The following is a 16,150-nucleotide window of genomic DNA, read 5'->3' as shown; positions in this document are numbered from 1 at the left end:
ACCCCCTATTCCATCTTTAATCGCTTTTGCAGTTGTTCCCTCGCGCGTGACAATCTCGATTTCACTGTTCCTTTTGGCACTTCTAAAAGCTTCGCTATACTTTCTTGATTCATATCTTCATAATAAAAAAGCACCGTAACAGCTCTTAACTCTTCATGTAATGATTGAATCGCATTACACAAATCTATATCTTCATACTGATCATAAGCACTCATATTGTAATTACTTTCTTCTATTACCATTACCTTTTTGTATGATCTAATAATGTTGTTACACTCATTTATCAAAATTCGAACTAACCAAGTTTGAAAAAACTCTTCTTTCTTTAATTTTTTTATATTTTCATAGGCTTTTAAAATTGTTGCCTGTATCGCATCTTCTATATTTGCCTCATCGCGTAACATAGCCTTTGCAATGCGATACATCTTCACTTTTTCTGTATGTATAAGCGCCATAAACGCTTCATGATCACCTTTTTTCGCTAAAGAAACATCCGTTTCTTCTTTTACAATCATTTTATATAAAGGGATTACTTTCACAATTGCTCCTCCTGTTTCATCCTCACTTCAAATTTAACTTTACATGTATTAGACGGGTGAGCCTAGAAAAAGGTTCATTTTTTTGAATATTTTCATAAAAAAAGGTAAACATTCTTCATGTTTACCTTTACTTAGATGTGATCCTAAGGAAATATCCGTCTGGATCCACAACTTTAAATCCTCTCATCTCCCACGGATAAGTTTGAATTTCTTCTTGTATTGTACATCGCTTCTCTTTACAACGTTCATATACATCTTCAATGTGGTCGACAACAATAATTAGTTCAAAGCCATTACCCTTCCTTTCTTTTCTATCGTAAAAATAATGATTTTCATTCAATATTGAATCACTAGCTAGTAATAAAGAAAACTGGTCGTGATTAAAACGCACTGCATGCATATTTCTTTTATACAGCTTTAAACCAATTACTTCTTCATAGAACAATAATGTCTTTTCGATATCATTTACATATAGCTTCACCCGGAATAAATGATCCACTAGTTTCCTCCTCATCAAAAAAAGTCCACTCATATAGTGGACTTTCTACTCTATAACGGTAAATCCCTCTTCCTAAACACTACAATCGCTACGATGAAAATACAAAGTGCTCCAGCAGTTAAACCTATACTCACTGGCCATATATTATACGTTCCCTCAGCAATTTCTTTCGGACGAAATAGCGTAAATAATGATATATTTCTCATCCACTCTAACTTATCACTTAATTTACCTACCATATCCGTTACGAAAAACAAAATTGTTAAACTTGCTGAATAGCTAAGTGCCTTTCTTTCGTCATTACATATACAAGAAAAGAAAAATGAATAAGCACTAACGACTAAAAAGATGAGCCCTCCGACTACGTTTATCTTCAGGAATAATTCTTTATTTAAATTATTATCTTCTAAAAACCATTCTGCACCTACTATACCTGCTACATACGTAACAGCTACAATAATTAGTAGTCCCAATATAAGAATAGATGCTTGCGTGATTGCAATTTGCACTCTAGATACAGGCGTTGCGAGTAAATATGCCATCGCTCCTTTATCTACATGACGGGCAATTAAATGCGTCGCAACTGTTACACAAAAAATTGTCAATATGATAATAAACAATAGACTATAATATTCGCCAGCTAAAAAATCCATTACATTTTGAATCGGACTTTCCATGCCAACAATTTTTTTCACACTATCAGGCATAGCACTTATTAATTCATTTAACCCTTTCGCCGATACCATTGAAGGGAAGATCCAAATTATCAACCATAAATATAAAGCTGCGCCAGTTGCATAACTCAAAATACTTTTTTGTGTTTCTTTCAAACTAGCTAAAAACAATTGCTTATTCATGCTTTACCCCTTCTTTCTTATCGTAATAATGCATAAATAAATGTTCTAAATCCATTGCTCTCGTTTGAAGTGCCGTTACATTATAGTTTGAAAGTGTTTGTAAAACAGTTTGATAGTTTCCTTGTACAATAATCGATACTTCTCTACCTTTCACCGCTTCAAATTGCAAATTACATTGCGTAAGAGATTCAATCTCTTCTTGCGATGATACAGTTACATCTATTACTTGTCGTCTCATACTTTGTAAATCATGAATATTTTCAACTGTTACAAGGCGGCCATCTTTAATTATAGCCACTCTGTCACAAGTTCTCTCAATCTCAGTAAAAATGTGTGATGACATAAGGATTGTTTTCCCTCTTTGCTTTTCCTCTACTATTAAATCTATAAATACTTGCTGCATAAGCGGATCGAGTCCTGATGTCGGTTCATCCAAAATTAACACTTCTGGATCATGCATAAAAGCAGCAACAATTCCTACTTTTTGTTTCATTCCTTTAGACATTTTGCGAATTGGTGTTTTTACATCAAATTGTAGACGTTCTATTAGTTCATCTCGTCTTTTCGTATCCTTTAAACCGCGCATTCCTTGCATTAATTTTAAAAACTCTAATCCGTTCATTCCTTCAATAAAAGAAATTTCACCCGGCAAATAACCGACTTCCCTTTGAATTTTCGCCGCTTCATTCCAACAATCTAATCCGAAAATTGAAGATTTTCCAGCAGTCGGTTTTATAAATCCCATTAAATTACGAATCGTTGTGGATTTACCGGCACCATTCGGTCCTAAGTAACCAAATACTTCTCCTTCTTTTACATCAAATGTAATATGAAACAAGCCTTTTCCATTTGAAAACTGTTTTGTAACATCTTGAACTGAAATCATAATTCCACCTCATTTTTTGAAATATTTAACATGTGATATTTCAAAATTATTGTACTCCTCATCTTCCATATTCGCAACAACTTTTTGAAATATTTTTAAGTCGATATTTCAAAATTATTGTTTTTACGTGTATTTTCTTGTATATTTTTATTGAGGTGATTGTATTGAACGGCTTTGAAAAAGTGAAAGAAAAGAAAAAACGTGCTATTAAAGAGGCAGCCTTCTTATTATTTTCAGAACGCGGATTTAATGAAGTGAAAATAGAACATATTGCAAAAGAAGCAAACGTTTCTCAAGTTACCATTTATAATCATTTCGGAAGTAAAGATGCGTTATTTAGAGAGCTTATACAAGAATTTATCATATCTGAATTTCAATATTATAAAGATCTTGCAGCGGAAAAATTACCTTTTCATGATATGATGCAAAAAATGATTGTAAGAAAAATGAATACTGGTGGGTTATTTCAGCCGGATATGTTACTACAAATGATGCAAAGAGATGAAGAGCTCCGAGAGTTTATTTATAGTTATCAAAACGAAAAAATTCTGCCTTGGTATTTAGAAATATTAGAACAAGCACAGCAAAAAAATGAAATTAACCCTCACCTTACTAAAGAAATGATGTTGCTATACATTCAAATGTTCACTAAATTAGGTGATGATTTCGGGGCACAGCTTCTTGAAGGAGATCGCGAAAAACATATACAAGATATCGTTACGATGTTCTTTTATGGACTGTCCGTCCCAAAACAATAATGTTTCTAAAGAACAAATACCATCATAAAAAGCCCTTTGGATATTTAAATCTCAAGGGCTTTTTCATGTCAAAAATGACTAAAGCTGAATTTACCTTAAAGAAGTTAAATGTTGCTTTAAAGAAAATACCTTATTATAGATTAACTCTTTTAGCATAACAGGCTGAATTGAGATAATCGTTTCACCGAAATTCAGAAAATAACTTGAAATAAACTCAACTTCTTGCTTGTTAAAATAGCCTGTTATACTATAATTTTCATTTTCTTTTTGTATCCTCATGGAAGGATAATTCTCTTTATCAAAAATGTCTTTTCCTTTTTGATTAACAATGACAATAAAATCAATTGCATCAGGCTTTCTATGAAAATCAGTAAGATAACTTAACAACTCTTCAAGGTTTTTTGGATTCGTATTTCTTGTTTCCTCAATAGAAAGAATTTTATCACATCTAATTATTTGAACATGATTTGTCTCAAAGTTAAAGATTTTAGCATACCACTGGCCAAATTTAGATTCGATTCGAATAAATTGGGCGATCAATACTTTCTCCGCATCTTTTTTTAAATATGTTAAATGATAAACTCGCTCAGCAAAAATCCCCTGTAAAATTTCTTTTAAGTACGGACTAAAATTACTATGATTTGTTACTTCAAAGGAAAGCGTTCGCTCCATAATAGAAATATTTTTACTCACATTATCCGGTAGTACATGTTTAACTTTATTTTCAAGCGCTATACTTTCTATATTAAATGGTTTCGTCTTGTATCCATTTAGTGTAAGAATCGAAAAGTATAACGCATACATTTCATCCACACTAAAATAAATTGGCGATAACACACTATTTTCTATAATTTTGTAACTTCCATTTCTACCTAGTTCAGAATATATCGGTACACCTATTTCTTCCAGTGATTGAATATCTCGCAACGCGGTACTTTTAGAAATATCATATCTAACCATTAAGTCCTTTAAATTAAAATACCTTTTATTATTTAAGTAAATAAGCATATCATTATTCGTTCCGTTTTTTTCATATTTCCCTCCCGAAAGGTGTCATGTATTGAAACCTTTTTAGTTTATATTATAATTATTAACTAATAAAGGAGTTATAAATTTATGACATTAGAAATAGCTATTTTTCTTTCAATGAATGGGCAAGCAAAGGAGGCAATTAACTTTTATACACGTAATTTAGAAGCTAAAAAATTAATGGTTATTACGTATGAAGAACTGGCGAAAAGAGATCGTTCTTTTAAAATTACAAGTGAAAATAAAGATCATATCGCTCACTCTGTTTTACAAATTGGGAATACAAAGCTAATGATAGCAGAAGATACAATGAATCCTAAGGAACGCTATAACATTGGAAATAACATGTCACTTTGCATTCAAAGTGCTAATTTAGAAGAAATACAAAGGTTTTATAATCACTTAATTTCCGATACGCATGTGAAAATAATCTCTCCGCTAGAAAAAAATATATTTAGTGAAGCATATGGTATTATTGAAGACCCTTACGGCATACAAATCCAGTTAATGTATGACAAACGATTAAGCTAAATAATGAGCCATGTTCACATATTCCTAATAAAAAAGACACGAAATTCGTGTCTTTTTTATTTTACAGTGATAACTCTACCCGTCTCACTACTTTCAATCGCTAATTGAATAAGCCTGATAACTTCTAAGCCTTCTTCTGCTGTTACTGGTGGTTTCTCACCATTTACAATACTATCTCGCACACCTTTATAATACATATCATAACAACCAACTTCTGTCGGAATACGCTCTAGCTTTTCTTCCGTATGTAAAGTAGCAAAATTCTCTTCAGCATCTACTCCATAACCGTTATCGCCTGGCTTCATTCCATTTTTTAATTGTTCCTCCTGTGAATCCATACCGTATTTCACGATAGAACCTTTATCTCCATGCAGTGTAAAGTGTGGACCTGCTTGCTTTACGTAACTGCTACTATGTAAAGTGACACGTTTCACACCGTAATGAAGTATAACATGGAAGTAATCATCAATTTCTGCACCTGGTCGTTGTTTAATTACATCTGCTCTTATCGCATCTGGTTTCCCAAATAATGATAGTGCTTGATCAATTAAATGCGATCCTAAATCGTATAGTATTCCTGATCCTGGTAAGTTCTTTTCTCTCCAACGATCACGTACATGTGGACGGAAACGATCGAAATGCGCTTCATATGCATATACATTCCCTATTCTATTTCCTTCTAGCAATTTCTGTATCGTTAAGAAATCATTATCAAAACGACGATTATGATATACACTTAACACCACATTATGCTTCTGTGCTAATGAAATAAGCTCTTCCCCTTCTTCAATTGAAACAACAAATGGCTTTTCTACAACAACATGCTTACCATTTAATATTGCTTCTTTTACATATGGAAAATGAGTTGTATTCGGTGAAGTAATAACCACTAAGTCAATATCAGCTCGCTTCACCAATTCATCAATTGTACTAACAACGTTAGCGTTCGGTAATGTTTCTTTTACTACCTCTTCTTTTGAAGATAATACGGCACGAATATCATATTCTTCTATCGTTTGTAATAATGGGATGTGAAATGTTGTACTAGAAAATCCAAATCCTACAATCCCTACACCTATTTTTTTCATGTTGCCCCTCCATTTATCCTGCTTTAACGGACAGTAAGATCCTTTGCTCAAAATTCAGCGAAAGTAAAGAAGTTAGTTGAGGAATCAACTGCCCGTAAAAGTCCGATTGATTAAAGTTTCACTTTATGAGAACGATTTCATTCAGTTATTATAACAAGATTATTATTATTTACATAATAATTTGCCTAGAAAAAAGCATCTTGCTATTATTCATAGCAAGATGCTTTTTTTACTCCGGTCGTTTTTTCGTCCACGTTTCTACTACTTCACCAGTATCATTAACATCTAGCACTAGGCTACCGTTACTATACCGATCTTTATTTCGATACGCTTTCGGATCAATCTCTTCTACAATGTTTTTCTCTGTCTTCATGTAAACTAATTCATCATCCCGAACAATTTCAATACCGACAATGCGGTACGGATTACGTTTTAATTCTTTGAAAATAACAAGACCTCGTTTCGCCCTCGTTGATTTTTCAATTTCTGATGCTTTTAGACGTTTTACAGCACCCCGCTGTGTTACGAGTATAAGTTGATCTTTGTCACCATTTAACGGTTTACCAGAAGCGACATAGTCATCTTCTTTTAAATTAATTGCTTTCACACCAGCAGCTCTTACACCGACTGGACTTACTTCATCTTCATGGAAAATAAGTGCATATGCACCGTGTGTAGCAAGAACAATATCACTCGTTCCATCTGTCGCAAATATATCGACAACTTCATCATCTTTTTTCAAGTTTACAGCAACGAATGCCCTTGAATAACGCTGAACTTTATATTGATTTAATTCTGTTTTCTTTATCATACCATTTCGTGTTACAAATACGATAAATCGTTTTTCTTCCTCAAAGTTCGGTACAACCGTTGCCCAAATGATTGTTTCATCTCGGTCGAGTGAAACGATATTTGCAACGTGCTGACCTAAATCTTTCCAACGAATATCTGGCATTTCGTATACTGGAAGATATATATAGTTTCCTTTACTTGTGAATAAAAGAACTGTTTCAGTCGTATTCGTATCGAATCGTTCAAGTAAGATGTCACCCTCTTTCATACCGAAGTCTTTGCCGTTTGATGCATTATGTGAGCGCCATCCAGTACGTTTCACATATCCTTCTTTCGTTACAGTAACGATGACATCTTCTTGTGGAATCATCACTTCTACGTCTATTTTAATTTCTTCAATTTGTTCTTCAATAATAGCACGACGATCATCACTATATGTTTTCTTAACTCTCTTCAAATCAGTTTTAATGACTTGAAGTAATCTTTTTTCACTTTGTAAAATTGACTGTAGCTCTAGAATTTTCTTATTAAGCTCATCTGCTTCTTCTTGTAACGCAGTAATGTCTGTATTCGTTAAGCGATATAATTGCAAGGAAACAATTGCTTCCGCCTGCGCTTCTGTAAAGTCAAATTTTGCACTTAAATTATCTTTCGCATTACGTTTATCTTTTGAAGCTCGAATTGTCTCGATTACTTGGTCTAAAATCGATAATGCTTTCTTTAAACCTTCTACAATATGTTGACGATTTTCTGCTTTTCTTAATTCATATTGCGAACGTCTCGTAATAACCTCTTTTTGATGTCCAATATAAGCATCCAAAATTTTCGGTAATGTCATAAGTGTTGGACGACGATTATTAATCGCTACCATATTAAAGTTATATGGAATTTGCAAATCTGTATTTTTATATAAATAATTTAAAATACCTTCGGCGTTTGCTTCTTTCTTTAATTCAACAACAATTCGTAAACCAGTACGATCTGTCTCATCACGCACTTCAGCAATACCATCTAACTTTTTATCTAGACGTAATTCATCCATTTTCTTTACAAGGTTTGCCTTATTCACTTCGTAAGGAATTTCAGTGATTACAATTTGTTGTTTCCCACCGCGCACTGTTTCAACTTCTGCTTTTCCGCGAATAATAATTTTACCTTTACCTGTTTCATACGCCTTTTTAATACCATCAATCCCCTGAATAATACCGCCTGTTGGGAAATCTGGTCCTTTCATAACTGTTAATAAATCATCAACAGTACTATTTGGCTTATCAATACGCATCATTGTAGCGTCAATAACTTCTCCAAGATGATGCGGAGGAATTTCTGTTGCATAACCAGCGGAAATCCCTGTAGATCCGTTCACTAATAAATTCGGGAACGCTGCTGGTAATACAACCGGTTCTTCACTCGTATCATCAAAGTTTGACACAAATTCAACTGTTTCTTTATCAAGATCACGTAATAATTCAGATGCGATTGGTGATAAACGAGCTTCCGTATAACGCATCGCTGCCGCTGGATCCCCATCAACACTACCGTTATTACCATGCATTTCAACTAAAACATTACGTACTTTCCAAGTTTGGCTTAAGCGTACCATTGCTTCATATACAGAGGAATCACCGTGCGGATGATAATTACCAATAACGTTACCGACTGTTTTAGCTGACTTCCGGAACGCTTTATCATGTACGTTTCCTTCTACATACATAGAGTATAAAATACGTCTTTGTACTGGTTTTAAGCCATCACGCGCATCTGGAAGCGCGCGATCTTGAATAATATATTTACTATAACGTGCAAAGCGATCACCTAACACGTCTTCAAGCGGGAGGTCATGAAACTTCTCTGCTTGCATGTTATTCCACCTCCGTCTCCATAATCATTTCATTTTCTAAAATATTTCCTTCTTCTTGCATACCAAACTGTACATTACGTTCAATCCATTTACGGCGCGGTTCTACTTTATCGCCCATTAATGTTGTAACACGACGCTCTGCTCTTGCTGCATCATCAATTTTCACGCGAATTAATGTACGCGTTTCAGGATTCATTGTTGTTTCCCATAATTGATCCGCATTCATTTCACCAAGTCCTTTATAACGTTGTAACATATAGCCTTTTCCAACTTTTTTCGTTACACCGTCTAATTCCTCATCTGACCAAGCGTATTCAATTACCTCACTCTTACCTTTTCCTTTACTTACTTTGTATAAAGGAGGAAGTGCGATAAACACTTTACCGGCTTCGATAAGTGGCTTCATATATCTGTAGAAGAACGTTAATAACAATACTTGAATATGAGCTCCATCCGTATCGGCATCGGTCATAATTACAACTTTATCGTAGTTAATATCTTCAACATCAAATTCATTTCCTACACCGCCGCCAATCGCATAAATGATTGTATTAATCTCTTCATTTTTAAAGATATCAGCAAGCTTTGCTTTTTCTGTATTAATTACTTTACCACGTAATGGTAATACAGCTTGGAAACGTCGATCTCGACCTTGTTTCGCAGAACCACCGGCAGAGTCACCCTCTACTAGGTATAGTTCATTTTTCTGCGGGTTACGTGATTGTGCAGGTGTTAACTTACCACTTAATGTACCTTCTGATTTCTTTTTCTTTTTACCAGTACGTGCTTCCTCTCTCGCTTTACGAGCGGCTTCACGCGCTTGCGCTGCTTTAATTGCTTTTCTCACAAGAAGTGTAGCTACGTCCGGATTTTCTTCTAAAAAGTAAGCTAAATGCTCTGATACAATGGCATCAATTGAAGAACGAGCTTCACTTGTACCTAGTTTCCCCTTCGTTTGTCCTTCAAACTGAAGTACTTCTTCTGGTACACGTACAGAAACGATAGCAGCTACACCTTCACGAATATCTGTACCTTCTAAGTTTTTATCTTTTTCTTTCAATAGTGAAACTTTACGAGCATACTCATTGAACACACGAGTCATTGCTGTTTTAAATCCAGCTTCATGTGTTCCACCATCTTTTGTACGTACGTTATTTACGAACGACAAAATATTTTCTGAGTAGCCATCGTTAAATTGAAATGCTAGCTCTGCCTCAATTCCATTTTGTTCACCAGTGAAATATACAACCGGATGGATTGAATCTTTTTCTTCGTTTAAGTATGAAACGAAAGCTTCAATCCCTGTTTCATAATGAAACACATCTTCTAAATCATTTCTCTCATCTTTTATTGAGATTTTCATCCCTTTTAATAAAAATGCAGATTCACGTAATCTTTCACATAATGTTTCATAATTGTAATTTGTCGTGCTGAAAATTGTTGTATCTGGTTTGAAATGCATTGTCGTACCAGATTCTTTCGTCTTTCCGATTTTCTCAAGCGTCGTTACAGGAACACCGCCATTTTCAAAGCGTTGTTCATAAATATTTCCGTCACGCTTAATCGTTACGACTAACCATTCTGATAAGGCGTTTACAACTGATGCCCCAACACCGTGTAAACCACCACTCGTTTTGTAACCACCTTGTCCAAACTTACCACCAGCATGAAGTACAGTTAAAATAACTTCAGGTGTAGGTTTCCCAAGTTTATGCATCCCCGTAGGCATTCCTCGCCCTTTATCTATAACGCTAATACTATTATCTTTATGTATTACGACAGAAATTTCGTCGCCAAATCCCGCTAACGCTTCATCAACGGAGTTATCTACTATTTCATATACTAAATGATGCAATCCACGGCTGTCCGTGCTCCCGATATACATACCCGGGCGTTTTCGAACGGCTTCAAGTCCTTCTAACACTTGAATCGCATCTTCATTATATTGGAACTGATGCTTTGCCAAACTCCTTGCCCCTTTCCTAATCCAAAATCAGAACATATGTTTCTATTATAGAATAACGCCTCGACTATAGTTTTGGCAAGTTATCTTATCTCTTTTATATACCATTTTCAATAGAAAAATCCTTGTTTTTTCACAAGGATTCCTCTAGGCTACTATTTCAGAAAAATAATCGTTTGTCAACGAGAAATGGATATGTATTCCAAGATTATACATTCCAAACCTTTATTATGATCCAAATGATCAAGATCCAAAACGGGATTACAAGTAACAATCCCCAAAAACAGCCTTTAAAAAATCTCATGATGAACACCTCGTTCATCGGCCCTACTTATCTATAACGAGGGCTGAAGCAATCTTTCTACCTTTACAATCTATACTATCTTGTCATTGCATGTTCTACTTTTATACAACGATCCATAATAACAGTATAGTCTTTTTCTTTTAAAAGTTTGTATGTATCTTCATCTTGTACTCCTAATTGTGCCCAAAAAACATCTGCATCAATCTCTACAAACTCTTTCGCAATATCCATTAAAAATTCTGAACGGCGGAATACATTTACAATGTCAACATGTTCCTTAATATCTTTTAGTGAAGAAACTGCTTTTTCTCCTAGCACCTCATCTACTGTTGGGTTTACTGGAATAATGCGATACCCAGCATCTTGCATTGCTTTTGAAACCATATACGATGTACGTTCTGGTTTATCCGACAATCCAACAACTGCAATTGTTTTGCTTTTCTTTAACACTTCACCAATTTCCGTACGAGTTGGGTTTTCAATCATCATAATTAATCCCTCCTATTCCTTTAGTATAGCCGATAAAGAAAGTCTCTTTCAACATGAAAGAGACTTTCTTTTATTCCGATTATTGATTCTTTGTAGCTGAGTTATCTGCTAAAGTAGCCGATTTCGTCATTTTTTGACCGTTACGATAGAAAGTCACTTCTACTTTCTCGCCTACTTTTTTCTTTTCATATAAATATTTACGGAATTGAAGTGAGTTTTCTACTTTTTGATTATCTAATGCTACTACAATATCATATTGCTCTAAACCAGCTTTTTCTGCAGGTGATATTGGGTAAATTTTACCTAATACAACACCGTTCGTTACTTCTTTCGGTACTTTCAATTGATTGACTGCATAAGCTTGCACATCTTCTAACGAAACGACACCTACTCCAAGAGCTGGACGTTTTACTACTCCGTCTTTTTCAAGTGATTCAATAACTGGCTTTGCGATATTAATTGGAATAGCAAATCCAATTCCTTCAACTTCTTGTTGTGCAATTTTACTTGAATTAATCCCAATTATTTCACCGTTTTGGTTAAATAACGCACCACCACTGTTACCAGGGTTAATCGCTGCATCTGTTTGAATAACTTGTGCTTGCCAATCTGGGCGTTTATCCCCATCAATATCAACCGGAATTTCACGTTCTTTACTACTAATAATACCTTCTGTTACACTTCCATCAAACCCTAGTGGGTTACCAATTGCAATTGCTTTTTCACCCGCACGGAGTTTACTTGAATCACCTAAAGTGGCAACTTTATTTACGTTAGATCCATCAATTTCTACAACAGCTAAATCTAACCAAGGGTCTTTCCCTACAAGTTTTGCATCTACTTTTTTGCCATCACTTAATTTTACAGCAAGTTTATTCGCTCCATCTACTACATGGTTGTTTGTTACAATATATGCTTTATTTCCTGCTTTTTTATAAATAACACCTGATCCTGAACCAGCTTGTTGTTCTTGGCCTGTCGGTTGCATTGCAAATGGATCAATACTTTGTTGCATATTAATCACACCTACAACAACATCTTTCGCGCCTTCAATCATACCAGGTAAATCAGTTTCATTTTTTGCTTTATTGACAACAGGAACTACAGTACCTTCAACTTTTGAATCCGAACTAAATGATGATACAGCCGCTCCATTATTTTGAGCCCATGGCATATAAGGTGCCGCAAAACTAATTGTGACAGCTCCAACTACCGCTCCGACTAAACCTGTGAAAAAATAACCTTTTTTACTACCTGATTTTCTCACTTCTCTCGTTTCACTATGCTCTTCATTTAAATTCGGTCCGTCGTAATATCCCATGTTTTATTTCCCCTCTCTGGTGAATTCGTATTTTCAGTATAGTCACGTTTTGTGTCCTTCTTGTGAACTCATCGTGAAATCCAATTAAAAAAATACTCTTATCTAACATTGTAGACAAGAAATGTATTTTTTGTACATTCTACCTGCAAAAGAGGATATAAAATCGACATTTCCCTAGGCTAAGGTACACAATTCGTTACAATTATTCTTCAAACTTATAACCAACTCGAATAACAGTACCGATATGCTTCGCTTTATCTCCTAGTTTGTTTCGTAATTTTTTAATATGAGTATCAACCGTTCGGTCATCTCCATAGTAATCATATCCCCATAACTGATCTAATAAATGTTGACGTGACAACACAATTCCTTTGTTCTCCATTAAATAAACAAGAAGTTCAAACTCTTTATGCGTCAATATAATTTCTTCTCCATCTACTAAAACAGTTCTAGATAGACGATTCACTTCTATTCCAGCTAAAGACATAGCATTTTCTTCCGCTACCCCTACCACGCCATCCGCACGTTTCAGTAACGTCTTCGCGCGAGCTACTAACACTTTCGGGCTGAAAGGTTTCGTTACATATTCATCTGCACCTAATTCAAATCCTAGTAATGTATCATCCTCATCCGAACGTGCTGTGAGCATAATAATTGGTACTGCTGATTCTTTTCGAATTCGTCTACAAACAGACCATCCATCTATTTCTGGTAACATAATATCTAACATAATTAAATCAATTTCATGCTCTGCAAATAATTCTAGCGCTTTTTTTCCGTCTTCCGCTTCGATTACTTCAAAACCTTCATTACGAAAATAATCGCTAACGATTTCACGTAATCTTCTTTCATCTTCGACAAGTAATACTGTTTTATTCATATAATCTATCCCGCCTTTTTACTCTTTCAATCGAATAATACGTTGATTGGAGCTTCCGCGAAATGGAAGTGTTAAATCTTTTTTCTCGATTTCAAATCTTCCATCGACTAAAACATCCCCATAATGTAACAACTCTATCATATCATTATTTTGAGAACTCTGTATCTCTTCTAACGTATAACCTGTATACATCCATAAATTTTTTTTCATATCTTTCACTGCTTTTGCTACTTTTTTCACTTCAGCAGCTTGGAAAAATGGATCTCCACCTGAAAATGTTACATCAGTTAATGGATTACTTGCAATCTCTTTCACAATTTCTTCTACTGCCATTTCAGTTCCATTACAAATATTCCATGATTTCGGATTATGGCAACCGAAACAACGATGCGGACAGCCCGCAAAAAACACGACTGTCCGCAACCCTTCTCCATCTACTACACTATCATGAATAATGTTCATCACTTTCATTTATGTTTCACCCGATCCATCTCTTCACTACGTTTCGCACTATTCCACTTCGACATATCTCCTACAAGATAACCTGTTATACGGCGAATTCTTTCTATATTAGCCTCATCTTCATTTCCGCAGCTCGGACATTCATTTCCAATAACTCCGTGATAACTACAGCACTTACAACGGTCAACAGGATGATTAATAGAACCGTATCCAACGCCATGTTCTGCCATCGCTTGCACAATTTGTTTTAACGCCTGTTTGTTATGCATTGCTGCTCCGTCTAGTTCAATATACGTAATATGTCCCCCGTTACATAGAGCGTGGAAAGGTCCTTCTAAACGAATTTTATTTATCGCTTGCATGTTATAATAAACTGGGATATGGAATGAATTCGTATAATAATTATGGTTCGTTATACCGCTAATCACGCCAAATTCTTCCCTATCTTTTTTCACAAACTTCCCTGATAACCCTTCTGCAGGAGTTGCAATTACCGAGAAATTCAGTTCATGTTCTTCTGTCGCTTTGTCCATTCTATCCCTCATAAAGGAAATAATTTCATACCCGAGTCTCCATGATTCTTCATCTTCTCCATGATGCTTTCCTGTTAAAGCTACTAAACACTCCGCAAGACCGATAAAACCAATACTTAACGTCCCTTGCTTTAAAATGGATGCTACAGAATCTTCAGGCTGTAACTTTTCGCCACCGCGCCATACACCTTGTGAGTATAAAAATCGAAAATCTCTTGCTCGTTTCGTACATTGATACTCAAATCTCTCTAATAATTGCTGGATTCCTAAGTCTAAGTAATAATTTAACGCTTCAAAAAACGCTTCTTTTGAACCACTAATTAACGCTAATTTCACTAAATTAATAGACGTAAATGATAAATTCCCTCTTCCAATCGCCGTTTCTTCTCCATGTATGTTAGACATAACACGAGTACGACATCCCATGTAACATACTTCACTTTCCGGTCGTCCATCATAATGCACAGCATTAAATGGCGCATCTAAAAATGAAAAGTTAGGGAATAATCGTTCAGCCGTTGTCTCTAACGCTAATTCAAATAAATCGTAGTTCGGATCGCATTCTTCAAAGTTCACACCTTTTTTCATTTTAAAAATTTGAATCGGAAAAATTGGTGTTTCCCCTTTACCAAGACCAGCTTGTGTCGCTTTTAAAAGCTGTCTAACTAATAACCGTCCCTCTTTTGATGTGTCTGTTCCATAATTAATAGAAATAAACGGTACTTGCCCCCCGCCCCTACTGTGCATACTATTTGAATTATGAATGAAAGCTTCACACGCCTGATACGTATCATTTTCTGTTTCTTTCCATGCAAATTCTTCTATTTGTTCTTTCGTAAGCGGATATGACTGCAATCGTTCCTTATGTCTCGCTACTGTTTTTCTCACATACGGAGCTAAATCAATATCAAAGAGTGCAAACGATTGACCACCGTGCTGCATATTTTGATTCGCTTGAAAAATAATAGATGAAAGAGCCAATGCACTTTTAATGTCTTGCGGTTGTCTCATATGCCCATGTCCGGTATGAAAACCGTTCGCAAGCATTTGCGCTAACGGAATTTGCGAACAAGTCGTCGTTCCCGTCGCATAAAAGTCTAAGTCATGTGGATATAATATATTTTGATTTATCGCTTTTTTCACTTGATCTGACAATAAATTTTCAACAGCGTAATATTTCGCACTCTCAGATGCGAACGTTCCCATTACTCCCATCGGAGAGCGGCCATCTACATTTGCATTTTCTTGCATTAAATCCTGTTCATTGCCGTGGACAATCGTCTCAAACACTCTCATTAATTCTTCTCCACGTGTATTTTTTTGTAACATTCATAACCCTCCACCAATATGTTGTTGTC

General features: G+C 35.2%; 14 protein-coding genes and 1 pseudogene. 2 read left to right on the top strand and 13 right to left on the bottom strand.

Features of this window, described 5'->3' with window-relative positions; genetic code table 11:
• Positions 1-5 precede the first annotated feature (5 nt).
• The 4 genes from ACUXEY_RS00580 to ACUXEY_RS00565 form a co-directional block, all read right to left on the bottom strand.
• A complete protein-coding gene (locus ACUXEY_RS00580) occupies positions 6-539 on the bottom strand; it encodes a sigma-70 family RNA polymerase sigma factor (protein ID WP_461299816.1) in 534 nt (177 codons plus the stop codon).
• 127 nt (positions 540-666) lie between these two features.
• Entirely contained in the window at positions 667-1,038 is a 372-nt protein-coding gene (locus ACUXEY_RS00575; RefSeq protein WP_461299815.1) for a VOC family protein, read from the bottom strand.
• Positions 1,039-1,088: 50 nt separating this feature from the next.
• Positions 1,089-1,895, bottom strand: a complete 807-nt coding sequence (locus ACUXEY_RS00570; RefSeq protein ID WP_166703967.1) for an ABC transporter permease subunit — start codon at positions 1,893-1,895, stop codon at positions 1,089-1,091.
• Positions 1,888-2,781, bottom strand: a complete 894-nt coding sequence (locus ACUXEY_RS00565; protein ID WP_461299814.1) for an ABC transporter ATP-binding protein — start codon at positions 2,779-2,781, stop codon at positions 1,888-1,890. The genes ACUXEY_RS00570 and ACUXEY_RS00565 overlap by 8 nt, the downstream gene beginning before the upstream one ends.
• A 155-nt stretch (positions 2,782-2,936) precedes the next feature.
• On the opposite strand from ACUXEY_RS00565, the gene ACUXEY_RS00560 reads away from it, so the two are divergent.
• Complete coding sequence (locus tag ACUXEY_RS00560; RefSeq protein ID WP_166704111.1) at positions 2,937-3,539, top strand: TetR/AcrR family transcriptional regulator; 603 nt, start codon at positions 2,937-2,939, stop codon at positions 3,537-3,539.
• Positions 3,540-3,629: 90 nt separating this feature from the next.
• Here ACUXEY_RS00560 and ACUXEY_RS00555 read toward each other — a convergent pair.
• Positions 3,630-4,573 (bottom strand): annotated as a pseudogene (locus tag ACUXEY_RS00555) (helix-turn-helix transcriptional regulator).
• 82 nt (positions 4,574-4,655) lie between these two features.
• Here ACUXEY_RS00555 and ACUXEY_RS00550 point away from each other — a divergent pair.
• Positions 4,656-5,099, top strand: coding sequence for a VOC family protein (locus ACUXEY_RS00550; RefSeq protein WP_461299813.1), 444 nt, complete (start codon positions 4,656-4,658; stop codon positions 5,097-5,099).
• A gap of 56 nt (positions 5,100-5,155) precedes the next feature.
• On the opposite strand, the gene ACUXEY_RS00545 is transcribed toward ACUXEY_RS00550, so the two are convergent.
• The 8 genes from ACUXEY_RS00545 to ACUXEY_RS00510 form a co-directional block, all read right to left on the bottom strand.
• Positions 5,156-6,187 (bottom strand): oxidoreductase, encoded by a 1,032-nt coding sequence (locus ACUXEY_RS00545; protein ID WP_461299812.1) that lies wholly within the window; start codon positions 6,185-6,187, stop codon positions 5,156-5,158.
• A 229-nt stretch (positions 6,188-6,416) separates the two neighbouring features.
• Positions 6,417-8,840, bottom strand: a complete 2,424-nt coding sequence (gene parC / locus ACUXEY_RS00540; RefSeq protein ID WP_429603156.1) for a DNA topoisomerase IV subunit A — start codon at positions 8,838-8,840, stop codon at positions 6,417-6,419.
• A gap of 1 nt (position 8,841) precedes the next feature.
• Positions 8,842-10,806, bottom strand: a complete 1,965-nt coding sequence (gene parE / locus ACUXEY_RS00535) for a DNA topoisomerase IV subunit B (RefSeq protein WP_353768512.1) — start codon at positions 10,804-10,806, stop codon at positions 8,842-8,844.
• Between the two features lie 376 nt (positions 10,807-11,182).
• A complete protein-coding gene (locus tag ACUXEY_RS00530) occupies positions 11,183-11,596 on the bottom strand; it encodes a CoA-binding protein (RefSeq protein ID WP_461299811.1) in 414 nt (137 codons plus the stop codon).
• Between the two features lie 79 nt (positions 11,597-11,675).
• Positions 11,676-12,917, bottom strand: a complete 1,242-nt coding sequence (locus ACUXEY_RS00525; protein ID WP_166703974.1) for a S1C family serine protease — start codon at positions 12,915-12,917, stop codon at positions 11,676-11,678.
• Positions 12,918-13,119: 202 nt separating this feature from the next.
• A complete protein-coding gene (locus ACUXEY_RS00520) occupies positions 13,120-13,797 on the bottom strand; it encodes a response regulator transcription factor (RefSeq protein WP_001044683.1) in 678 nt (225 codons plus the stop codon).
• An 18-nt stretch (positions 13,798-13,815) separates the two neighbouring features.
• On the bottom strand, positions 13,816-14,268 hold the full coding sequence (gene nrdG, locus ACUXEY_RS00515) for an anaerobic ribonucleoside-triphosphate reductase activating protein (RefSeq protein WP_001994666.1): 453 nt from the start codon (positions 14,266-14,268) through the stop codon (positions 13,816-13,818).
• Positions 14,265-16,121: an anaerobic ribonucleoside triphosphate reductase gene (locus tag ACUXEY_RS00510; protein ID WP_461299810.1), complete on the bottom strand. Its 1,857-nt coding sequence runs from the start codon at positions 16,119-16,121 to the stop codon at positions 14,265-14,267. Before ACUXEY_RS00510 ends, nrdG begins: the two co-directional genes overlap by 4 nt.
• Positions 16,122-16,150 lie beyond the last annotated feature (29 nt).

It is taken from the genome of Bacillus sp. F9_6S_D1_P_5, assembly GCF_054823925.1.
The sequence above is the reverse complement of the archived record's forward strand: the minus strand, read 5'-3'. Positions and strand labels throughout refer to the sequence as shown.